This window comes from Rhizobium glycinendophyticum, assembly GCF_006443685.1.
GTDB classification, from domain to species: Bacteria; Pseudomonadota; Alphaproteobacteria; order Rhizobiales; family Rhizobiaceae; genus Allorhizobium; species Allorhizobium glycinendophyticum.
Window position 1 is genome coordinate 1,565,125 of record NZ_VFYP01000001.1, and the last position, 22,311, is coordinate 1,587,435.

Annotated in this window: 22 protein-coding genes and 3 tRNA genes; 24 read left to right on the top strand and 1 reads right to left on the bottom strand. The window is 61.3% G+C overall.

The annotated features are described in order from the left end of the window. Positions 1 to 120: 120 nt before the first annotated feature. From FJQ55_RS07610 to FJQ55_RS07650, 9 genes are all read left to right on the top strand, one after another. Positions 121 to 276 (top strand): DUF2256 domain-containing protein, encoded by a 156-nt coding sequence (locus FJQ55_RS07610; RefSeq protein ID WP_425467509.1) that lies wholly within the window; start codon positions 121 to 123, stop codon positions 274 to 276. A 40-nt stretch (positions 277 to 316) separates the two neighbouring features. Then, positions 317 to 1,645 carry an MFS transporter gene (locus tag FJQ55_RS07615; RefSeq protein ID WP_140827025.1) on the top strand — a complete coding sequence of 443 codons (1,329 nt, stop codon included), beginning with the start codon at positions 317 to 319 and terminating at the stop codon, positions 1,643 to 1,645. A gap of 215 nt (positions 1,646 to 1,860) precedes the next feature. Next, a complete protein-coding gene (locus tag FJQ55_RS07620) occupies positions 1,861 to 3,177 on the top strand; it encodes a UDP-glucose dehydrogenase family protein (RefSeq protein ID WP_140827026.1) in 1,317 nt (438 codons plus the stop codon). 1 nt (position 3,178) lies between these two features. Next, positions 3,179 to 4,192, top strand: coding sequence for an NAD-dependent epimerase/dehydratase family protein (locus FJQ55_RS07625; protein ID WP_140827027.1), 1,014 nt, complete (start codon positions 3,179 to 3,181; stop codon positions 4,190 to 4,192). Between the two features lie 102 nt (positions 4,193 to 4,294). Then, entirely contained in the window at positions 4,295 to 5,011 is a 717-nt protein-coding gene (locus FJQ55_RS07630) for a GntR family transcriptional regulator (RefSeq protein WP_140827028.1), read from the top strand. Positions 5,012 to 5,080: 69 nt separating this feature from the next. Then, the gene (locus FJQ55_RS07635; protein WP_140827029.1) at positions 5,081 to 6,223 is read left to right on the top strand and encodes a M24 family metallopeptidase; all 1,143 of its coding nucleotides are present in this window, start codon (positions 5,081 to 5,083) and stop codon (positions 6,221 to 6,223) included. 119 nt (positions 6,224 to 6,342) lie between these two features. Continuing rightward, positions 6,343 to 7,245 carry a dihydrodipicolinate synthase family protein gene (locus FJQ55_RS07640; protein ID WP_140827030.1) on the top strand — a complete coding sequence of 301 codons (903 nt, stop codon included), beginning with the start codon at positions 6,343 to 6,345 and terminating at the stop codon, positions 7,243 to 7,245. Between the two features lie 235 nt (positions 7,246 to 7,480). After that, positions 7,481 to 9,382, top strand: a complete 1,902-nt coding sequence (locus tag FJQ55_RS07645) for a CASTOR/POLLUX-related putative ion channel (RefSeq protein ID WP_140827031.1) — start codon at positions 7,481 to 7,483, stop codon at positions 9,380 to 9,382. A gap of 149 nt (positions 9,383 to 9,531) precedes the next feature. Then, positions 9,532 to 10,263 (top strand): NYN domain-containing protein, encoded by a 732-nt coding sequence (locus tag FJQ55_RS07650; protein ID WP_140827032.1) that lies wholly within the window; start codon positions 9,532 to 9,534, stop codon positions 10,261 to 10,263. 25 nt (positions 10,264 to 10,288) lie between these two features. Here FJQ55_RS07650 and FJQ55_RS07655 read toward each other — a convergent pair. After that, a tRNA-Val gene (locus tag FJQ55_RS07655) sits at positions 10,289 to 10,364 on the bottom strand. Positions 10,365 to 10,702: 338 nt separating this feature from the next. Here FJQ55_RS07655 and FJQ55_RS07660 point away from each other — a divergent pair. From FJQ55_RS07660 to nuoK, 15 genes are all read left to right on the top strand, one after another. Continuing rightward, positions 10,703 to 10,779: transfer RNA gene (locus FJQ55_RS07660), tRNA-Asp, on the top strand. A 65-nt stretch (positions 10,780 to 10,844) separates the two neighbouring features. After that, positions 10,845 to 10,921: transfer RNA gene (locus FJQ55_RS07665), tRNA-Asp, on the top strand. Positions 10,922 to 11,154: 233 nt separating this feature from the next. Continuing rightward, positions 11,155 to 11,520, top strand: a complete 366-nt coding sequence (locus FJQ55_RS07670) for an NADH-quinone oxidoreductase subunit A (RefSeq protein WP_140827033.1) — start codon at positions 11,155 to 11,157, stop codon at positions 11,518 to 11,520. After that, positions 11,511 to 12,092, top strand: coding sequence for a NuoB/complex I 20 kDa subunit family protein (locus tag FJQ55_RS07675; RefSeq protein ID WP_062274623.1), 582 nt, complete (start codon positions 11,511 to 11,513; stop codon positions 12,090 to 12,092). The genes FJQ55_RS07670 and FJQ55_RS07675 overlap by 10 nt, the downstream gene beginning before the upstream one ends. Before the next feature lie 18 nt (positions 12,093 to 12,110). After that, a complete protein-coding gene (locus tag FJQ55_RS07680) occupies positions 12,111 to 12,713 on the top strand; it encodes an NADH-quinone oxidoreductase subunit C (RefSeq protein WP_140827034.1) in 603 nt (200 codons plus the stop codon). 17 nt (positions 12,714 to 12,730) lie between these two features. Further along, entirely contained in the window at positions 12,731 to 13,921 is a 1,191-nt protein-coding gene (locus FJQ55_RS07685) for an NADH-quinone oxidoreductase subunit D (protein ID WP_140827035.1), read from the top strand. Beyond that, positions 13,921 to 14,166: a hypothetical protein gene (locus tag FJQ55_RS07690; protein ID WP_140827036.1), complete on the top strand. Its 246-nt coding sequence runs from the start codon at positions 13,921 to 13,923 to the stop codon at positions 14,164 to 14,166. The genes FJQ55_RS07685 and FJQ55_RS07690 overlap by 1 nt, the downstream gene beginning before the upstream one ends. An 18-nt stretch (positions 14,167 to 14,184) precedes the next feature. Next, the gene (nuoE, locus tag FJQ55_RS07695) at positions 14,185 to 15,318 is read left to right on the top strand and encodes an NADH-quinone oxidoreductase subunit NuoE (RefSeq protein ID WP_140827037.1); all 1,134 of its coding nucleotides are present in this window, start codon (positions 14,185 to 14,187) and stop codon (positions 15,316 to 15,318) included. 11 nt (positions 15,319 to 15,329) lie between these two features. Further along, positions 15,330 to 16,634 (top strand): NADH-quinone oxidoreductase subunit NuoF, encoded by a 1,305-nt coding sequence (gene nuoF / locus FJQ55_RS07700; protein ID WP_140827038.1) that lies wholly within the window; start codon positions 15,330 to 15,332, stop codon positions 16,632 to 16,634. Positions 16,635 to 16,646: 12 nt separating this feature from the next. Continuing rightward, a complete protein-coding gene (locus FJQ55_RS07705; RefSeq protein ID WP_140827039.1) occupies positions 16,647 to 17,411 on the top strand; it encodes a 5' DNA nuclease in 765 nt (254 codons plus the stop codon). Between the two features lie 133 nt (positions 17,412 to 17,544). Continuing rightward, positions 17,545 to 19,626, top strand: coding sequence for an NADH-quinone oxidoreductase subunit NuoG (gene nuoG, locus FJQ55_RS07710; RefSeq protein WP_140827040.1), 2,082 nt, complete (start codon positions 17,545 to 17,547; stop codon positions 19,624 to 19,626). A 12-nt stretch (positions 19,627 to 19,638) separates the two neighbouring features. Continuing rightward, positions 19,639 to 20,682, top strand: coding sequence for an NADH-quinone oxidoreductase subunit NuoH (gene nuoH / locus FJQ55_RS07715; protein WP_140827041.1), 1,044 nt, complete (start codon positions 19,639 to 19,641; stop codon positions 20,680 to 20,682). Positions 20,683 to 20,721: 39 nt separating this feature from the next. Next, positions 20,722 to 21,210, top strand: a complete 489-nt coding sequence (nuoI, locus tag FJQ55_RS07720) for an NADH-quinone oxidoreductase subunit NuoI (RefSeq protein WP_062274599.1) — start codon at positions 20,722 to 20,724, stop codon at positions 21,208 to 21,210. Between the two features lie 146 nt (positions 21,211 to 21,356). Further along, positions 21,357 to 21,971, top strand: coding sequence for an NADH-quinone oxidoreductase subunit J (locus tag FJQ55_RS07725; protein ID WP_140827042.1), 615 nt, complete (start codon positions 21,357 to 21,359; stop codon positions 21,969 to 21,971). A gap of 29 nt (positions 21,972 to 22,000) precedes the next feature. Beyond that, positions 22,001 to 22,309, top strand: coding sequence for an NADH-quinone oxidoreductase subunit NuoK (gene nuoK / locus FJQ55_RS07730; protein WP_062274594.1), 309 nt, complete (start codon positions 22,001 to 22,003; stop codon positions 22,307 to 22,309). Positions 22,310 to 22,311: the final 2 nt, after the last annotated feature.

Below are 22,311 nucleotides of genomic sequence, written 5' to 3' on the forward strand. Positions count from 1 at the left end.
TGTCGCTGTGAGCTAGCAAGTGGGGCAGGGGGTGGCAAGCTTCAACGGGGGAATTGTGATCCGATTGCCCCTGCCGCGCGAATTGGGGAGGAGAAACCGGACAAAGCCGCGATGCCGAAAATGATCCGCAAAAGCGAACTGCCCGCCAAGACCTGTCCCGCCTGCAACCGGCCCTTTGCCTGGCGCAAGAAATGGGAGCGGGATTGGGACCGGGTCGTCTATTGCTCCGAACGCTGCCGGCGTGTTGGCAAGTCCCAGGTTTCTCCCGCCTCCTGACCGTGGCGCTCAGAGACCGGAACATCAAACAGGAGCAGGCATGACCCATCATGACGAACCAGGAAGCGGCCGTCTGGCGCTCTACGCTCTGCCGGCCCTACCGCTCGCCGCGATCGCGCTTCCCTTCTATATCGTCGTGCCCAGCTTCTATGCCGACAATTTCGACATCTCGCTCGCCGCGATCGGTGCCTTGTTGCTGGCGATCCGGATGGTCGACGCGGTCACCGACCCCCTGATCGGCTGGCTCTCCGACCGTGTGCGCTCGCGGTATGGCCGTCGCCGCTTCTTCTTTGCCGTTTCGATACCGTTGACTGCGCTGTCGGCCTTTATGCTGTTCTGGCCACCGTCCGATGCCGGCATCCTGTACCTCGCTTTGTGGGGGACTGCCCTCTCACTCGGTGCCACCTGGTCTCTTTTGCCCTACACCGCCTGGGGGGCGGAACTCGCAACCGGCTATCAGGCGCGCGTGCGACTGTCGGGCTGGCGCGAGAGCGCGACGCTCATTGGCTCACTCTTGGCGATCACGCTGCCCTTTCTCGGTGGGTTGGGTTCACCATCCGGCTTCCACGGACTTGCCTGGCTGGCCGTCTTCATCGTCATTGCCCTGCCGATGGCCGCGATAATAGCCGTGACCATGGTGCCGGAACCTTCCGACCTGTCGACGCGGCGCCTGTCAATGAGAGAGGGAGCGGCCCATCTCCGCCGAAACGGACCGTTCCTGCGTCTAGTCTCCGCCTTTCTCCTCAACAGTTTTGCTAATGCCGTGCCGGCCTCGCTCTTCATCTACTTCGTTGGCCAGCGTCTGGGTGCTCCGGAGCTGCAAGGGCCTTTGCTATTTACCTATTTCCTATGCGCTGTAGCCGGAGTGCCGCTCGCCGTGGCGACTGCCCGCCGGATCGGCAAACACCGAGCATGGTGCCTCGCGATGCTTGCGGCCTGCGCCATCTTTTCCATCGCCGGATTCCTTGGGGAAGGGGATGTGATCGCCTTTGCCGTCGTCTGTGTTGCGACCGGTCTTTTGCTCGGCTTCGATCTCACTCTGCCGCCGGCCATTCAGGCCGATGTGGTGGATAACGACACGGTTGCGTCGGGTGAGCAGCGGTCCGGCCTCTATTTCGCAGCCTGGAGCTTTGTCACGAAGTTCTCCGTGGCGCTCTCGGCCGGCATTGTATTTCCATTGCTCGATCTCGCGGGCTTCAGCGGTGATCAGGGCGTGACCCAGACGCCTCAGGCGATCGAGGCACTGGCCGTGCTCTACGCCTTCCTGCCGATCCTGCCAAAGCTCGCCGCAATCGCCATCATGTGGAATTTCTCGCTCGATGAGGCGGAGCATAGGAGACTGCGGGAGAACCTGTCCGCAGCAGCCTGATTTCTGCGCGCATTTTCTTTGACTGTCGCCGCAGCCAAGGGTAGTTCCCTCTTTGCAGCAGCGGCAGGTTTCTCCCTGGCTGTGCAAGTTTATCTCCGTGCCCGGCGAACCGGGCGCCCGCTCGGCGGTTCGTCATCTTCGTGTCGCATCCGGTGTTCCATGTGGGAACCGGGAAGAGGTGGCTTGATGAGTGACGCTAGAACGATAGGTGTTGAATGCGCATTGTGATGATTGGTTCGGGCTATGTTGGCTTGGTCTCGGGAGCCTGCCTGGCGGATTTTGGCCATCAGGTTATCTGCGTGGATAAGTCCGCCGAGAAGATCGAGGCACTGGAACGGGGCGAAGTCCCGATATTCGAGCCTGGCCTCGATGCAATCATTGCCCATAACCGGCAGGCCGGACGTCTGAGCTTCTCGCTGGATCTTGCACAGCCGGTCGCCGATGCCGACGTCGTCTTCATCGCGGTTGGAACGCCCTCGCGTCGTGGTGATGGCCATGCAGACCTATCTTATGTCTATGCCGCAGCTCGCGAGATTGCCGCCGCCGTCACCGGCTTTACCGTGGTCGTCACCAAGTCCACGGTGCCCGTCGGCACCGGCGACGAGATCGAGCGCATCTTCCGCGAAGAATTCCCGGACAAGGACATCAAAGTCGTCTCCAACCCGGAATTCCTACGCGAAGGCGCTGCCATCTCGGACTTCAAGCGGCCGGACCGTATCGTCATCGGCTCCGAAGACGAACGCGCCATCGACATCATGCGCGAAGTCTATCGCCCGCTCTATCTCAACGAAGCGCCGCTCTACTTCTGCGAACGCCGCACCTCCGAGCTGATCAAATACGCCGCCAATGCCTTCCTGGCGATGAAGATCACCTTCATCAACGAGATCGCCGACCTTTGCGAGCAGATCGGTGCCGACGTCCAGAAGGTGGCCAAGGGCATCGGCATGGACAAGCGCATCGGCGACAAGTTCCTCCATGCCGGACCCGGTTACGGCGGCTCCTGCTTCCCCAAGGACACGCTGGCGCTGGTCAAGACCGCCCAGGATTTCGACAGCCCGCTGCGCCTGATCGAGACGACCGTTGCCATCAACGACAACCGCAAACGGGCCATGGGCCGCAAGGTGATCGCTGCCTGCGGTGGTTCTGTCCGCGGCAAGAAGATCGCGGTTCTGGGCCTGACCTTCAAACCGAACACCGATGACATGCGTGACGCGCCCTCGATCACCATCGTCCAGGCTTTGCTCGACGGAGGCGCCGATGTGCACGTCTTCGATCCGGAAGGTATGGAAGCCGCACGGTCTATGCTCGGCCCTGTCGTCTATGGCAAGAACCCCTACGAGGTCGCGGCCGGTGCCGAGGCGATCGTCGTCGTGACCGAATGGGACGAGTTCCGGGCGCTGGACTTCCGCCGCCTGAAGACGGAGATGAAGGTTCCGGTCATCGTCGACCTGCGCAACATCTACAAGCCGGAGGAAATGGCGAAATACGGCTTTGCCCATTTCCCGATCGGCAAGCGGAAGACGAAGGCCTGACATGCGCTATTTCATCACCGGTACGGCCGGCTTTATCGGCTTTCATCTGGCCCGCCGCCTTCTGGCGGAGGGTCACGAGGTCACAGGCTTCGATGGCGTGACGCCCTATTACAACGTCAAGCTCAAGCATATGCGCCATGCGGCGCTCGCCCAGTATCCCGCCTTCACGCCCGTGATAGCCATGCTGGAAGACCGCGCCGCTCTGGAGGAGGCAGTCGCCAAGGCCAATCCCGAGATCATCGTGCATCTCGCCGCCCAGGCCGGCGTTCGCTACAGCATCGAGAACCCTCAATCCTATCTGAGTTCCAACGTCCAGGGCTCATGGAACATCATCGATCTCGCCGAACGCCACAAGGTGAAGCACCTGATGCTCGCCTCCACCTCGTCGATCTACGGTGCGAGCCCGACCGTGCCGTTCCACGAGACCGACCGAACGGATGAGCCCCTGACCATCTATGCGGCAACCAAGAAGTCGATGGAACTGATCGCCCACAGCCACGCCCATCTCCACAAGACCCCGACCACCGCCTTCCGCTTCTTTACCGTCTACGGTCCCTGGGGGCGCCCGGACATGGCGCTGTTCAAGTTCGTCGATAGGATCCTCAACGATCAGCCGATCGAGATCTATGGCGAAGGCCAGATGAGCCGCGACTTCACCTATGTCGAGGATCTGGTCGAGGCGATCATCCGCCTGTCGCATGTGGCCCCGGACGAATCCAATCGCGTCGCCGATGAACGCGTCGAGACCCTGTCACGTCAGGCGCCGTTCCGCGTCGTCAACATCGGCGGCGGCCAACCCGAGAACCTGCTCGATTTTGTCGACATCGTCGAAAAGGCGATCGGCCGGCCCGCCAAGCGCCAGATGCTGCCGATGCAGCAGGGCGACGTGCCGCGCACCTTCGCCAGCCCGGCGCTCCTCCAGGCTCTGACCGGCTATACGCCGTCTACGAGATTGGAAGAGGGGGTGAAGGCCTTCGTCGAATGGTATATCGAGGCACGTCCCGAGCTCGGATAAGCGAGGCGTCGGGATGTTGCTGCCTTGACTTCCCCGCCATTCGACGGTGTCTTGCATGCAGATTGCACACGCGTGTGCGGACGGCGATGCAGGGATGAGGGAATGAGCACATTGAAGGACGGCCAGGACGAGGGACCGCGCGTGAGGGGTTCCGGCACCGAGAGCGTCTATCGGGCGCTGCGGCACGAGATCCTGTCGATGGAGCGTTCTCCCGGCAGCCCGCTGGACGAGACGCGCTTGTCGGAGCGATTCGGGATGTCGCGTACACCGATCCGTGAGGCTCTGTTGCGCCTCACATCCGATGGCCTCGTCACTACGCTGCCCAACCGCAACACGATCGTCGCGACGATCGATTTCTCCAGCCTCCCCACCTATTTCGAAGCGCTCTGCCTGATGTACCGAGTGACCACGCGCGGGGCGGCACTCCGGCAGGGGGACGCCTGGATTCAGGCGATCGTCGAGCGGCAACGCGAATTCGCCGCAGCCGTCGAGGCCCAGAATGCCTTTGCCATGATCGAGGCGAACCGTGAATTCCACGTCGCCATCGCCGAGCGCGCCGCCAATGCCTATTACACCGCCTTCTTCGCCCGCCTGCTCGACGAAGGCCGTCGGATTCTCCGCCTCTACTACTCAACCTTCGACGACCGCCTGCCGAAGCGCTACGTCGAAGAGCACGAGGCGATGATTGCAGCGATCCGGGCCGGCGATGCTGATGAGGCCGATCGGCTGGCGATTGCCCATGGCGAACAGATCGTCCGCCAGATTCAGGACTATGTCGCCCGCGATTTCGCGAAGGCGACCGCCATCTCAGGTCTTTGACTTCAGCCCGGCTCCCGATCTTTCCGGTTCCCCTCAAGATGGGGCGCCTCTTCCCTGTAAGGACAAGCCATGACTACCACAACGCAACCGCCGCTGATCACGACCGCCGAGCGCCAACAGCGTTTGTCAGCGCTGCGCCGGGCCATGGCCGAGGCGAATGTCGAGGCCGTGCTTCTCGGCTCCACCGAGAGCCTCCGCTATTTCACCGGCCTCGTTTGGCATCAAAGTGAGCGCTTGGTCGGCGCGGTCGTGCTGCCCGACCGGCTGGTTTACATCGTGCCCGGCTTCGAGCAGAGCCGCGTCGAGACCCTGCCGCGTCTGGAAGGCGAGGTCGCCGTTTGGCAGGAGGACGAGGACAGCGCGGCCCTGGTCGCCTCGCTTCTGTCGGACGGTGCGCGGCTCGCGCTCGACGACGCCCTGCCGCTCTTCGTCTATCACGCGCTCACCCGCGCGATCGGGGCAGGGCGGCTCGTCGACGGCACCCGCCTGCTGCGCGACATCAGGCTCTGCAAATCGCCGGCCGAGATCGCCCTGATCCAATACGCCATGGGTTTGACGCTCGAAGTCCATCGTCGAGCCCATGCCTTCATCCGCCCGGGCATTGCCGCTTCGGAGGTCGTCCGCTTCATCGATGCCGAACACAAGGCATTGGGAGCCGCCGGCGGGTCGAGCTTTTGCATCGTCTCCTTCGGGGTTGCCACCTCGCTTCCGCATGGCGCCGAGGGCGAGCAGCATTACAGGGCCGGCGACGTGATCCTCGTCGATACCGGCTGCCGCATCGACGGCTACCATTCGGATCTCACCCGCACCTATGTGCTCGACGAACCGACGCCGGACTTTGCCCGCCATTGGGCGATCGAGCGTCAGGCTCAGCAGGCGGTCTTCGACGCCGCCCGCTGGGGCGCAACCTGCGGCAGCCTCGACGATGCCGCGCGTGCCGAGATTGCCCGCCATGGCCTTGGCGCGGATTATCAGCTGCCGGGCCTGCCGCATCGCGCCGGCCATGGCCTGGGTCTGGAGATCCATGAAGAGCCCTACATCGTCCGCGCGAACCAGACCCGCCTGAAGCCCGGAATGTGTTTCTCCAACGAGCCGATGATTGTCTTCCCAGATCGCTACGGCATCCGGCTGGAGGATCATATCCACATGACGGAGGAGGGGCCGCAATGGTTCACCCTGCCGGCGAGGGGGCCGGCGGAACCCTTCGCCTGAGCCGCCACTCGCCGTCAAAGACGATGGATGTCTCGCCTGACTGGCGAGCGTGAAACCCGCCCTTGCTTCTTGTCGACAATTTGTATATTTGAAATGCACCCACTCAAGAGGAGCATCCCATGACCACCGGCTGGCACGGCGTTTTCCCCGCCGCAACGACTCAATTCCATGAAGACCTGTCCGTCGATATCGACGCCACGCAGCGCGTGCTCGATGCACTGGTTAACGACGGCGTCAACGGCCTGATCGTCATGGGCACCTGCGGCGAGAACAACTCGCTCGACCCGGAAGAAAAGCGGACCATCCTGAAGGCCGCCGTCGAAGTGGTAAACGGCCGCGTACCGGTCGTGACAGGCGTCTCGGAATTCGACACCCGCCGGGCCGCCGCCTATGCCCGCGATGCGGAAAAGATCGGCGCCGATGGCCTGATGGTCTTGCCGGCCATGGTCTATGTGCCGAAGCCGCATGAACTGGTCGCCCATTTCAAGACGGTCGCAGAAGCAACCGGCCTGCCGATCATGCTCTACAACAACCCGCCGGCCTACCGCGTCAACATCGGTTCGGAAGTGCTCGAAGCGCTCGATGGCGTGAAGAACATCAAGGCCGTCAAGGAAAGCGCGCCCGATCCGCGCCGCTTCACCGACCTGATCAACGCCTTCGGTGATCGCTATGACATCTTCGCCGGTCTCGACGACGTGGCTCTCGAAGGCCTGATGCTCGGCGCCAAGGGCTGGGTTTCCGGCCTCACCAGCGCCTTCCCCGCCGAATCGGTGGCGCTCGTCGCCGCTGCCGACCGTGGCGACTGGATGGAAGCGCGCCGCATCTATCGCTGGTTTATGCCGCTCCTGCATCTCGACGCGGAACATGACCTCGTTCAGTCAATCAAGCTCTCGGAACAGATCATGGGCCGTGGCTCCGAGCGCGTCCGCATGCCCCGCATGCCGCTCGAAGGTGCGCGCCGAGCCGAGGTGACCGCCATGGTCGAGAAGGCCGCTGCAACCCGCCCGATCGGCGGCAAGTAAGCTTTCCTTACGGCTAAAAACAGAAGGCCCGCGCCCCTCCGGTTGCGGGCCTTTTCGTATGCGAACGCGAGGGGAGGGCGGACCATGACAACCATGTTCTAATCCATCCCGGCGTCTCTGCGACTTTTATAGGGGCAACCCTGTTGGGCCTCTTGCGATTCCGTTGAATGTTAACGGAAGCCTTGCCATTGCGAGGCACTGTTTCCTTTCCTGCGACTGTTCGAAAGCATCCTTCATGAAGACCCACTCCCCTTGGCGCGCGCGGCTGCGCTACGAGTTCGACAAGAGCATGGCCGGCGGCGCAATTGCGCTGATCGGCTGGCTGAGCCTCATCTCGCTTGTCGTGATTATCCTCGCTGCTCTGTTTCTCGCCATCACCGGCATCGCACCCGAAGGCGGTGAACCGGTCGGCTTCATCGAAGGCGCCTGGGAATCGCTGATGCGCACGATGGATGCCGGCACGATGGGCGGTGATATGGGCTGGTCCTTCCGCACGGTTTCCCTCGTGGTCACCATCGCCGGCATCTTCGTCTTCTCCGCACTGATCGGTGTCATCAGTTCTGGCCTGGAAAACAAGCTGGACGAATTGCGCAAGGGCCGTTCCCGCGTGCTCGAAAGCGACCACACCATCATCCTCAACTGGTCATCCTCGATCTTCGACGTGATTTCCGAATTGGTCATCGCCAATCAGAGCCGCCGTCGTCCGCGAATCGTCATCATGGCGAACAAGGACAAGGTCGAGATGGAAGACGAGATCGCCACCAAGGTGGGCGACCTGAAGAATACCAAGATCATCTGCCGGAGCGGCGATCCGACCGATCTCTACGACCTCGCCATCGTTAATCCGCATGCGTCGCGCTCGATCATTGTTCTCTCGCCGGAGGAAGAGGATCCTGATTCGCAGGTGATCAAGTCGGTCCTGGCACTGGTCAACGACCCCGGCCGCCGACCTGAGCCCTACAAGATCGCGGCCGAAATCCGCGAGGCTCAGAATACGGAGGTCGCCCGCATCGTCGGCGGCAAGGAAATGCAGCTTGTCCTCGCCGACGACCTGATCTCGCGTATCGTCGTCCATACCAGCCGCCAGTCGGGCCTGTCGGCTGTCTACACGGAGCTCCTCGATTTCGACGGCTGCGAGATCTATACGCTTCCTCAGCCGCAGCTGGAAGGCAAGCCCTTTGGCACGGCGGTTATGTCTTACGAGACGAGCACGCTGATCGGCGTCTGTGACGTCGACGGGAGGATCCACCTCAACCCTTCGCCGAATCGCGTCATTGCGGCCGGTGAACGCCTCGTCATCATCGCCGAAGACGATGCCTCCATCCAGACTTCGTCAGGCGCCCCGCAATTCGCCCAGTCCGCCATCCGTCCACCTGTCCGGCATGATCTCCAGCCGGAACGAACTCTGGTTCTGGGCTGGAACCGCCGGGGACCCGTGATTGCGACCGAGCTCGGCCGCTACGTGGCGCCAGGGTCGGTACTGATGATCGCGGCCAATACACCGGAATTCGAGGCGGACATTGCGGAGTTGACGCTGCCCAACGACCACATGACGGTTCAGCATCGGGTGATCGACACCAGCAGCAAGGCGGCACTGGAGGCGCTGGATATTCCGTCCTACGACCACGTGCTGGTGTTGGGCTACAGCGATCACATGGCGATGCAGTCGGCCGACACGCGCACGCTGATTACGCTGCTGCACCTGCGCAAGATCGCCGAAAGTGCCGGTCTGCACATCAACGTGGTGAGCGAGATGACCGATGTCCGCAATCGCGAACTGGCGGAAGTGACCCGCGCCGATGATTTCGTCGTCAGCAACAAGCTGGTGAGCTTGATGCTCGCCCAGGCCTCCGAGAACGAGTTCATGGCGGCGATCTTCGACGAGTTGCTCGATGTGGAAGGATCAGAGATCTACATGCGCCCGATGAGCGACTATGTGGATATCTCGCAGCCGGTGAACTTCTACACGGTCGCGCTCGCAGCGCTTCGCCGCGGCGAAATCGCCATCGGCCACCGCCGCCAGCGCGACAGCGACGCGGATCCTCGTAATCTCGGCGGCGTGACGGTCAATCCGAATCGCTCGGAACTGCTTGCTTACACCGAGAAGGATATGGTGATCGTGCTGGCGCAGGATTGAGGGAATGAACCGCGCCCCGGGACGCGAAAATCTGTTAACCGAGGCAGAGCCTATCACTTGCAACAGGCGAGCTTGTCCGATGTGATGCGCGCCATGGATGCGCCGGACCGCTATTGTGGCCCCAGGTGCTTTTGCGATGGGAAACCTGCATGGCATTCGCGGACAACACCAAGCGACTCGCGGTTCTCATTGACGCAGACAATACATCCAGCAAAATCGCAGATCGGCTCTTCGAGGAGGTCGCGCGTCTCGGAGAAGCGAGCGTAAGGCGCATATACGGTGATTTTTCCAGTCCCCGCATGAAGGGGTGGACCGAGACGCTCACCCGGCATGCGATCGTGCCGCAGCAGCAGTTCGCCTATACTGTTGGTAAAAATGCCTCGGATATCACCCTCGTCATCGACGCGATGGATCTGCTCCACACCGAACGTTTTGGCGGCTTTTGCCTCGTCTCGTCCGACAGCGATTTCACGAGGCTGGCATCGCGCATTCGTGAGCAGGGGGCCGATGTCTACGGATTTGGTGAACAGAAGACGCCGGAAAGTTTTCGCCAGGCCTGCAGCCGCTTCATCTATACGGAGAACCTGTCCGTGGATCCGCCAGTGGAGCGGGAGACGAAACCGGCACCTCCGGGCAGCCCTCCGAATGCCGCTGTTCCGATCATCAAGCGGGTCTTGGTCGATATCGACAGCGACGACGGCTGGGTCGCTCTATCGACCTTGGGTACACGGCTATCCAATCTGAAGTCGGACTTCGATTCCCGTACCTATGGTTCGTCGAAGCTGAGCGATCTCGTGAGGAAAACCGGCGCATTCGAGGTGGAGACTGCGGAAGGAAAGGCGATGCGCATCAGGCTGCGTCGCAAACCATCGCAGAACTAGTTCAGAAATTATTTTGGAAAGAAAATGGTGGGCGATGAGAGACTCGAACTCCCGACATCCTCGGTGTAAACGAGGCGCTCTACCAACTGAGCTAATCGCCCGTCCGCTTACCGGATCATGTCCGCCGCGTCGGTGGCCGTGATCTATGCGGATCGCAGAATTTCCGCAAGAGTTTTTCTCGCAATTTTTTCTTTTTTTGCGAAGGCCCCTGCATTGGCGTGTGGAAAACGTTCGAGAATCCCGCAAATGCGCCTGCGGCCTGGTGTCGCGAGAAGAGGGGAGGCGAGGAGGGTTGTCGAGGGCTCCGGGATAAATTTCGGCCGGTCATGGTTTTGTCTTGAAACCTGCTTGACACCTCCAGATGAACCCCGTAGAGAGCCGCTCAACGACAGGGCAAGCCCGGTCGCCGGGGGCCACTTGATCCCCATTCTGGAAATGCGCGGGTGTAGCTCAGTCGGTTAGAGTGCCGGCCTGTCACGCCGGAGGTCGCGGGTTCGAGCCCCGTCACTCGCGCCATTCCAGGAAATATCAAGTCAAGGCCGTCTCTTAACGGTCGCCGTGGGTGATGCCCACGACAATGCGCGGGTGTAGCTCAGTCGGTTAGAGTGCCGGCCTGTCACGCCGGAGGTCGCGGGTTCGAGCCCCGTCACTCGCGCCACTTTATAACCGGAAAACTGTCGATACCTGCGGTCTTTGTGCACCGCGATGCGGATTGCACGCGACAGGCTTTTTACCCGCTGGTAAGGTGCTCTTCGGTATCGAGTGAAAAGGCTTCCGCTGGACTTGCGCTGGCTGTCCGCCTGCGCTAACCACGGCTCGTTGCAACTCTCTTTCGGCTTGTCGGCTCCGCCCTAAATGCTTCGTGGCATTAGAGACAAGCAGGGTGATATGATGACTGAACTGCTCAGTTCCTACCTTCCGATCGCCATCTTTATCGGTATTTCCCTCGTCATCGGCATCGCGCTTCTCGTGGCGCCGTTCGCCGTGGCCTACAAGGCGCCCGATTCGGAGAAGCTGTCGGCCTATGAGTGCGGCTTCAACGCGTTTGACGATGCGCGCATGAAGTTCGACATCCGCTTCTACCTGGTGTCGATTCTCTTCATCATCTTCGACCTCGAAGTCGCCTTCCTGTTCCCCTGGGCAGTGTCCTTCAGTGCGGTTGGCTGGTTCGGCTTCTGGTCGATGATGGTTTTCCTTGGTGTTCTCACCATTGGCTTTGTCTATGAATGGAAGAAGGGGGCGCTCGAATGGGAGTGATCCAGTCCGACGCCACGATGGTGGCTCCGCAGGCCAAGGGCATTATTGACCCCAATACGGGCAAGCCCATCGGCAGCGATGACCGTTTCTTCGGCGAGATCAACAATGAGCTCGCCGACAAGGGTTTTCTTGTCACTTCGACCGACGAGCTGATCAACTGGGCTCGCACCGGTTCTCTGATGTGGATGACCTTTGGTCTGGCCTGCTGCGCCGTCGAAATGATGCAGCTGTCCATGCCGCGTTACGATGCCGAGCGTTTCGGCTTCGCCCCGCGCGCCTCACCGCGTCAGTCCGACGTCATGATCGTCGCCGGCACGCTGACCAACAAGATGGCACCCGCGCTGCGCAAGGTCTACGACCAGATGCCCGAGCCGCGTTACGTCATCTCGATGGGCTCCTGCGCCAACGGTGGCGGTTACTACCACTATTCCTATTCCGTCGTGCGCGGTTGCGATCGTGTTGTGCCGGTCGACATCTATGTGCCGGGCTGTCCCCCCACGGCAGAAGCACTGCTTTACGGCGTGCTCCTGCTGCAGAAGAAGATCCGGCGTACCGGAACGATCGAGCGGTAAGGCGAAGGGACTGATAACATGAGTGAAGCCCTGAACGAGTTGGCATCCTACCTCGCAGAAATGCGTGGCGCCCTCATCGCTTCGAGCGAGATCCGCTTCGGCGAGCTGACGCTGACGGCGAAGTCGGAAAACCTGATTTCGCTCCTGACTTTCCTGCGCGACGACGTCCAGTGCGGCTTCGTCAACCTGATCGATATTTGTGGGGCAGACTATCCGAAGCGCGAAGACCGCTTCGACGTGGTCTATCACCTCCTGTCGCCGCGTCAGAACCTGCGCATCCGCATCAAGGTCGCGACCGGCGAGTTCAAGCCTGTGCCGTCCGCCTGCCCGGTTTTCCCGGGCGCCGACTGGTTCGAGCGCGAAACCTGGGACATGTACGGTATCCTGTTCACGGATCATCCGGACTTGCGCCGCATCCTGACGGACTACGGTTTCGAAGGGCATCCGCTGCGCAAGGACTTCCCGACGACCGGTTTCGTCGAGGTCCGCTACGACGACTCGGCCAAGCGCGTGGTCTACGAGCCCGTCGAACTGAAGCAGGAATTCCGCAGCTTCGACTTCCTCTCGCCTTGGGAGGGCACGGACTATGTGCTGCCCGGCGATGAAAAAGCAGCAAAGTGAGCGGAAGGGCAGGGACCATGACTGAACACAACGTCCGCAACTTTAATATCAATTTTGGGCCTCAGCATCCGGCAGCCCATGGCGTTCTTCGCCTTGTTCTCGAGTTGGACGGTGAAATCGTCGAGCGTGTCGATCCGCATATCGGACTGCTCCATCGCGGCACCGAAAAGCTGATCGAGACCAAGACCTATCTGCAGGCGCTGCCCTATTTCGATCGTCTCGACTATGTCGCGCCGATGAACCAGGAGCATGCCTATTCGCTGGCGGTCGAAAAGCTGCTCGACATCCAGATCCCGATCCGCGGCCAGCTCATCCGGGTGCTCTACTCGGAAATCGGCCGTATCCTCTCGCATCTTCTGAACGTCACAACGCAGGCCATGGACGTCGGTGCGCTGACGCCGCCGCTCTGGGGCTTCGAAGAGCGCGAAAAACTGATGGTGTTTTATGAGCGTGCCTCCGGTGCGCGCATGCACGCCGCCTATTTCCGTCCCGGTGGGGTTCACCAGGATCTGCCGCATGACCTCGTCGAGGACATCGGCAAGTGGTGTGATCAGTTCCCGGAAAAGCTGGATGACATCGACGACCTTCTGACCGGCAACCGCATCTTCAAGCAGCGAAACGTCGACATCGGCGTTGTCAGCCTTGAGGACTGCTGGGCCTGGGGCTTCTCCGGTGTCATGGTGCGCGGTTCGGGTGCTGCGTGGGATCTGCGTAAGTCGCAGCCGTACGAATGCTACGCCGATCTCGACTTCGACATCATGGTCGGCAAGAACGGCGATTGCTATGATCGCTACCTGATCCGCATGTTCGAAATGCGCGAGTCGGTGAAGATCATGAAGCAGTGCGTCAATCGTCTGCTGGGCGATGCCAAGACAGGTCCGGTTTCGTCTCTGGATGGCAAGGTCGTGCCGCCGAAACGTGGCGAGATGAAGCGCTCGATGGAAGGCTTGATCCACCACTTCAAGCTCTACACCGAAGGTTATCACGTGCCGGCAGGCGAAGTGTATGCCGCCGTTGAAGCGCCGAAGGGCGAATTCGGCGTCTACCTCGTCTCCGATGGCACGAACAAGCCTTACCGCTGTAAGATCCGTGCGCCGGGTTATGCGCATCTGCAGGCCATGGATTTCATGTGCCGCGGCCATCAGCTGGCAGACGTATCCGCCATCCTCGGCTCCCTCGACATCGTGTTCGGAGAAGTAGACCGCTGATGTTGAGAGCTTTCGCCGCAACCGTCCTCTGTCTTGCCGCCGCCACCTCTGTGGTGGCGCAGGACAATGACGCTGTTTCGACGAAGGCAACCGTGTCGATGGCCAAGCTGATCGAGCAGGGCTACGAGATCAAGAGTTCGTCCTGGACGGGATCGAAACTCTTCGTGTTTCTGCAGAAAGACAAGTCGGCCTATGCCTGCGAATTCGCCAATGTGACGAATACGCGGTGTGGTTCCATAAACTGAGACAAGGCGTGAGGAAGTATGTCCGTTCGTCGACTAGCCGAAGAGCAATTCCAGCCCGCAGCGTTTTCCTTCAACGCGGAAAACATCGCCTGGGCTGAGGCCACCATCCGCAAGTATCCGGCGGGCCGCCAGCAATCGGCGGTCATTCCGCTGTTGATGCGCGCGCAGGAGCAGGAAGGCTGGGTCACCAAGGCGGCGATCGAGTATGTCGGCGAAATGCTCGACATGCCCTTCATCCGCGTCTTAGAAGTTGCGACCTTCTACACCCAGTTCCAGCTGAAGCCGATCGGCACCCGCGCCCATATCCAGGTCTGTGGTACCACGCCCTGCATGCTGCGTGGCGCGGAAGATCTCATCCACGTCTGCAAGTCGAAGATCCATCCGGAACCGCTTCATCAGAATGCCGATGGCACTCTGTCCTGGGAAGAGGTCGAGTGTCAGGGCGCCTGCGTCAATGCACCGATGGTCATGATCTTCAAGGATGCCTACGAAGACCTGACGCCGACACAGCTCGAGCACATCATCGATCGCTTCGCCGCAGGCCGTGGCTCCGACATCAAGCCTGGTCCGCAGGTCGACCGTGTATTCTCCGCGCCAGTTGGTGGTCCGGTCACGCTGACGGATGCCATCGAGCCGATCCGCTTTGCTGATGCGCCGGCTCCGGACGTCGCTGCAGAAGCCTCGGTGCCGCCGGCCAATGCGGGCCGACCCGTCACCGATACGCCGGTCACCGATCCGAAGCTGAAGACGCCGGCGACCGACAAGAAGGGCGCTGCTGAAAATCTCAAAGTCAAGGGTGATAGCGCCGATACGGCGCGCCCCGTGAAGGAAACGGCTGCGGCACCGGTGGCATCTTCTGCCGTTGTCCTTGACGAGAAGAACCGTCCGGCCGGCATCGAGCGTCCTGCAACGCCTGATGATCTCAAGATGATCTCGGGCGTCGGTCCGAAGATAGAGGCCACGCTGAACGGCCTCGGCATCTACACCTTCGAACAGATCGCCAAATGGAAGAAGGCGGAGCGCGAATGGGTGGATACCTACCTGAAGTTCTCCGGCCGCATCGAGCGGGACGACTGGGTCAAGCAGGCCAAGGCGCTCGCCAAGGGCGGCGAGGCGGAATACATCAAGGTCTTCGGCAAGAAGCCGCGTTGAGGGTTTAGGATATGTTGAAGGATCAGGATCGCATCTTTACCAATATCTACGGCCTCAAGGACAAGTCCCTGAAGGGGGCGATGTCGCGCGGCCATTGGGATGGTACGAAGCAGATCATCGAAAAGGGCCGGGACTGGATCATCAACGAGATGAAGGCGTCGGGCCTGCGTGGTCGTGGCGGCGCCGGCTTCCCGACGGGTCTCAAGTGGTCCTTCATGCCGAAGGAATCGGATGGCCGTCCGCATTATCTCGTCGTCAATGCCGACGAATCGGAGCCCGGCACCTGCAAGGACCGCGAAATCATGCGCCACGATCCGCACACGCTGATCGAAGGCTGCGTCATCGCCGGTTTCGCCATGGGTGCACACACGGCCTATATCTACGTTCGCGGCGAATACATGCGCGAACGCGAAGAGCTGCAGCGCGCCATTGACGAATGCTATGACGCCGGCATTCTCGGCACGAACAATAAGTGCGGCTGGGACTTCGACGTCTATGTCCATCACGGCGCCGGCGCCTATATCTGCGGCGAAGAAACCGCTCTGCTTGAAAGCCTTGAGGGCAAGAAGGGCCAGCCGCGTCTCAAGCCGCCTTTCCCGGCGAACATGGGCCTCTATGGCTGCCCGACCACGGTCAACAACGTCGAATCGATCGCCGTTGCCCCGACCATCCTGCGTCGTGGCGCCTCCTGGTTCTCGTCCTTCGGCCGTCCGAACAATGTCGGCACCAAGCTGTTCATGGTATCCGGCCACGTCAACAAGCCCTGCACCTTCGAAGAGACCATGGGCCTGACTTTCCGCGAAATCATCGAAACCCATTGTGGCGGTATTCGCGGCGGCTGGGACAATCTGCTCGCGGTCATTCCGGGCGGTGCATCCTGCCCGGTCGTCAAGGGCGAAGACATGGCTGACGCGATCATGGACTTCGACGGCATGCGCGAGGTGAAGTCCTCCTTCGGCACCGGCGGCATGATCGTCATGGACAAGTCGACCGACATCATCAAGGCGATCTGGCGCATTGCGGCCTTCTTCAAGCATGAGAGCTGCGGCCAGTGCACGCCGTGCCGCGAAGGCACCGGCTGGATGATGCGCGTCGTCGAGCGCATGGTGAAGGGGAATGCCCAGAAGCGCGAAATCGACATGCTGCTGCAGGTTTCGAAGCAGGTCGAAGGGCACACGATCTGTGCGCTGGGTGATGCGGCAGCCTGGCCGATCCAGGGCCTGATCCGCAATTTCCGCCCGGAAATCGAAGCGCGCATCGATCAGTACACGCGCAACGCGATCGCCCACGGGGTGGTCATGGAAGCGGCGGAATAAGGACGGATAGGAATGGTGAGCGGTTCGGACAAAGAGGGAAAGGGCCGGCCGGGCGATCCGGCTGACGTTCCCCCCGTGTCCGACGCGACCGATCCACTGATGAACCCGGCGGCCGCTCTGGCCGCTGCGACGGCATTCGGCTTCGGCATGGCAGCCCAGATGAGCCGGTTTTTCCTCGGCTCCCTGCAGGGTGCCATGGACCTGACCGGAGAGCTTGCCCGCCAGCTGGAAGACGAGCGCAAGGCCAAGGAAGCCAGCACGGCGGCTGAGAAGGTTATGCAGCCGAAGGCGGAGGCGGTGACGGAAGAGGTAACGGCTGCACCCGCTGCGCCCGAGCCGAAGACGGCAAATGCAGGCCCGTCGAAGGCTCAGCCGAAGACGGTTGCCAGACCGGCTGCGAAGGCCAAGGTCGAGGCGTCTAAGCCGCTGGCCAAGGCTGTGGCAAAGACGAAGGCGGCGAAGCAGCCGGTAGCGGTGATCGCGACGAAGGCGGTCGAGCCAGCCGAGACTGCGGCGCCCGCAAAGATGTTGAAGGCAGCGCCGGTCCGCAAGGCTGGCAAGGCCGACGACCTGAAACGGATCGACGGCATTGGGCCGAAGCTCGAGCAGGTGCTGAAGGGCAGGGGGATCACCCGCTTACAGCAACTGGCCGAGATGGAGCCGGAGGCGCTGGAGGGGCTGGACAGGGAGCTCGGGCTCGACGGTCGCACGCTGCGGGATGACTGGGCCGGTCAGGCCAGACGTCTGGCAGGCGGTAAGGCCGCCACCGACAAGTAATTTAGGGTTCGACGGCGCCGGCGCGTCTTTCGGACTGGGGACATTGAACGGGCGGCAAAACCCTGAGGGTTGGGTCGCCGGTGGAGCTGAAAGGCTCCGGAGATGCGCGAAAGCGTGAGGCAGGAAGGCGAATATGGCAAAGCTGAAGGTCGACGGTAAAGAGATCGAGGTTCCGGATCATTTCACGCTGTTGCAGGCGTGTGAGGAAGCCGGCGCCGAAGTCCCGCGCTTTTGTTTCCATGAACGACTGTCGGTCGCTGGCAATTGCCGGATGTGCCTCGTCGAAGTGAAGGGTGGGCCGCCGAAGCCGGCAGCCTCCTGCGCCATGGGCGTGCGCGACGTGCGCGGCGGCCCGAACGGGGAGCTTCCGGAAGTTTTCACCAACACGCCGATGGTCAAGAAGGCCCGCGAAGGCGTGATGGAATTCCTGCTGATCAACCACCCGCTGGATTGCCCGATCTGCGACCAGGGCGGCGAATGCGACCTGCAGGACCAGGCTATGGCCTTCGGGATCGACAGCTCGCGTTACACCGAGAACAAGCGCGCCGTCGAAGACAAGTATATCGGACCGCTGGTCAAGACTGTGATGAACCGCTGCATTCACTGCACGCGCTGCGTCCGCTTCACCACCGAAGTCGCCGGTATCGCCGAACTCGGCCTGATCGGCCGTGGCGAAGACGCCGAAATCACAACCTATCTCGAGCAGGCGATGACGTCGGAGCTGCAGGGCAACGTTGTCGACCTCTGCCCGGTCGGCGCGCTGACCTCCAAGCCCTTCGCCTTCACCGCCCGCCCCTGGGAACTCGGCAAAACCGAATCGATCGACGTCATGGACGCACTCGGTTCGGCAATCCGCGTCGATACCCGTGGCCGCGAAGTCATGCGCATCATGCCGCGCGTCAACGAGCAGATCAACGAAGAGTGGATCTCCGACAAGACCCGCTTCATCTGGGACGGCTTGAAGACACAGCGTCTTGACCGCCCCTACGTGAAGAAGGATGGACGTCTACAGCCTGCTAGCTGGGCCGAAGCCTTCGCCGCCATCAAGTCGGCCGTCGCTTCGACCTCCGCCGACAAGATCGGCGCCGTCGCCGGCGATCTCGCTTCCGTCGAAGAGATCTTCGCGCTGAAGTCGCTCGTCAACGCTCTGGGATCGACGAATACCGACTGTCGCCAGGATGGGACGGCAGTAGATCCGTCGCTCGGTCGCTCGACCTATCTCTTCAATACCTCCATCGAAGGCATCGAGGCTGCGGACGCGATCCTGATCGTCGGCGCCAACCCGCGTTACGAAGCGGCCGTGCTCAACGCCCGCATTCGCAAGCGCTGGCGCCGTGGTGGCCTGCCGATCGCGCTGATCGGTGAAGGTGGCGACCTGCGTTACCCTTACGATTACCTGGGCGCAGGCACCGATACCCTGGCTGATCTCGTTTCCGGCAAGAACAGCTTCGCCGAAACCCTGAAGGCCGCCAAGAACCCGCTGATCATCATCGGCCAGGGCGCTCTGTTGGGCGCTGACGGCGCCGCCGTGCTCGCCAATGCCGCCAAGCTCGCGCAGGATGTCGGTGCGCTCACCGAAGAGTGGAACGGCTTCTCCGTTCTCCACACGGCCGCATCGCGCGTCGGCGCACTCGATCTCGGCTTTGTGCCGGGGCAGGGGGCTGTTACGGCCGGCCAGATGCTGTCGTCGCTCGATGTTGTCTTCCTGCTCGGCGCAGACGAATTGGACTTCTCGACCAAGACCGCCAAGTGCGTCGTCTATATCGGCAGCCATGGTGACAACGGCGCGCATTTTGCCGACGTCATCCTGCCGGGCGCGACCTATACCGAAAAGTCGGGCACCTGGGTCAACACCGAAGGCCGCGTCCAGATGGGCAACCGCGCAGGTTTCGCGCCGGGCGAGGCTCGTGAAGACTGGGCGATCCTGCGCGCACTCTCGGACGTGCTCGGCAAGAAGCTGCCGTTTGATTCGCTCGCCCAGTTGCGCGTGAAGTTGTACGAAGCTTACCCGCATTTCGCCGAGATCGACGAAGTTGCGCCGGGCGCTGTTGCAGATATTGCTGCACTGGCGAAAAAACCGGGCAAGTTGGGCAAGTCTGTGTTTGCGTCGCCGGTCAAAGACTTCTATTTGACGAACCCGATCGCGCGTGCTTCGGCCGTCATGGCTGAGTGCTCCGCATTGGCCCGCAACAATTTCAAGGCTGCGGCAGAGTAAGGGCAGGAGACCATGGATAATTTCGTTTCCACCTATGTATGGCCTGCGGCCATCATCGTCGGTCAGTCGCTGCTTCTGCTCGTCTGCCTGCTGGTGTTCATTGCCTACATCCTGCTCGCCGACCGCAAGATCTGGGCGGCTGTTCAGCTGCGACGTGGCCCGAACGTCGTCGGTCCCTGGGGGCTGTTCCAGTCCTTCGCCGACTTGTTGAAGTTCGTCTTCAAGGAGCCGATCATTCCGGCCGGCGCCAACAAGGGCGTTTTCCTGCTGGCGCCGCTGGTCGCCGTGACGCTCGCGCTTGCGACCTGGGCCGTTATTCCGGTCAATGCGGGATGGGTGATCGCCAACATCAATGTCGGCATCCTCTTCGTCTTCGCTGTCTCGTCGCTCGAAGTCTACGGCATCATCATGGGTGGCTGGGCTTCGAACTCGAAATATCCTTTCCTCGGGGCGCTCCGCTCTGCGGCCCAGATGGTGTCCTACGAAGTCTCGATGGGCTTCATCATCGTCACCGTGTTGCTTTGCGTCGGCTCGCTGAACCTCTCGGACATCGTCATGGCCCAGACGGATGGTCTCGGCACGCGTCTCGGCCTGCCGGCCTCCTTCCTCGACTGGCACTGGCTCGCACTTTTCCCGATGTTCGTGGTCTTCTTCATCTCGGCATTGGCGGAAACCAACCGTCCGCCCTTCGACCTGCCGGAAGCCGAATCCGAACTCGTCGCCGGCTTCATGGTCGAGTACGGCTCGACGCCCTACATGATGTTCATGCTCGGCGAATACGCGGCCATCGTTCTGATGTGCTCGCTCACCACCATCCTCTTTCTCGGAGGCTGGCTGCCGCCGGTGGACATCGCGATCCTGAACTGGGTGCCGGGCTTTATCTGGTTCGTTCTCAAGGCGGGCTTCGTCTTCTTCCTCTTCGCGATGGTGAAGGCATTCGTCCCGCGCTACCGCTATGACCAGCTGATGCGTCTCGGCTGGAAGGTTTTCCTTCCGATCTCGCTCGCCATGGTCGTGATTACCGCATTCGTGCTGAAGCTGATGGGTTGGGCGTGATGACGCCCGATCGCAACCTCAGCTGCATTGGAGAATAAGATGGCAATTGCACAGGCTATCAATTCGCTCTTCCTGAAGGAGTTCGTCGGCGCGTTTTTCCTGTCGATGCGCTACTTCTTCAAGCAGAAGGCGACGATCAACTACCCGTTCGAAAAGGGCCCGGTTTCGGCGCGCTTTCGCGGTGAACACGCGCTGCGTCGCTATCCCAACGGGGAAGAGCGCTGCATCGCCTGCAAGCTGTGCGAGGCGATCTGTCCCGCCCAGGCCATTACCATCGAGGCTGGCCCGCGCCGAAACGACGGCACCCGCCGCACGGTGCGCTACGACATCGACATGGTGAAGTGCATCTATTGCGGTTTCTGCCAGGAAGCCTGCCCGGTCGATGCGATCGTCGAGGGACCGAACTTCGAGTTCGCCACCGAGACCCGCGAAGAACTGTACTTCGACAAGGCACGGCTTTTGGATAACGGCGACCGTTGGGAACGCGAGATCGCGCGCAACATCGCGATCGACGCACCGTATCGCTGATCCCTCCGGATCACGTCCTGGCGGGACTTCCGCCTTCGCCAGGACAACTCAGGTTTTGTAACGGGCATGACGGTGGGGATACCGGCCATGCCTTATCGGGCGACGGGGCAGGGCCCACGTCCGGGGGAAGATGAAAAGGCACCACCATGGGTCTTCAGGCTCTCTTTTTCTATCTCTTCGCCTTCATCGCCGTGGCTTCGGCCTTCATGGTGATTTCGGCACGGAACCCGGTCCATTCGGTCCTGTTCCTCATTCTCACCTTCATCAATGCGGCGGCACTGCTGCTGCTCACGGGCGCTGAGTTCCTGGCGATGATCCTTCTCGTCGTCTATGTCGGCGCGGTTGCGGTCCTCTTCCTCTTCGTCGTGATGATGCTCGACATCGACTTCACCGAACTGCGTGCCGGCGCTGCAAAGCATGCGCCTGTCGCAGCGCTGATCGGTCTGATTGTCGCGATCGAATTGATCGTCGTCATCGGCGGCAGCGTCATCAGCCCGGCGGCCAAGAGCGCGATCACGCAGCCGATCCCGGCCATCACGGAGCGTCAGAACACCCAGGCGCTGGGTGACGTGCTCTATACCGACTATGTCTTCTTCTTCCAGATCGCAGGCCTGGTTCTGTTCGTCGCCATGATCGGCGCGATCGTGCTGACCCTGCGTCACCGGACAAACATCAAGCGCCAGGACATCTCGGCCCAGGTCGCCCGCACACCCGAGACTGCCGTCAAGGTGGTCAAGGTCAAGTCGGGCCAGGGCATCTGAAGCGAGCACGAGGTCAAGGAACGTAAATCATGGAAATCGGTCTTTCCCACTACCTGACGGTCAGTGCACTGCTCTTCACCCTGGGCGTCTTCGGTATCTTCCTGAACCGCAAGAACGTCATTGTCATTCTGATGTCGGTCGAATTGATCCTGCTCGCGGTCAACATCAACATGATCGCCTTCTCGCATTTCCTCGGCGACCTTGTCGGCCAGGTCTTCGCGCTGTTCATCCTGACGGTGGCTGCAGCGGAAGCCGCGATCGGTCTCGCCATTCTGGTGGTCTTCTATCGTAATCGCGGCTCGATCGCCGTCGAAGACGTCAACATGATGAAGGGCTGACA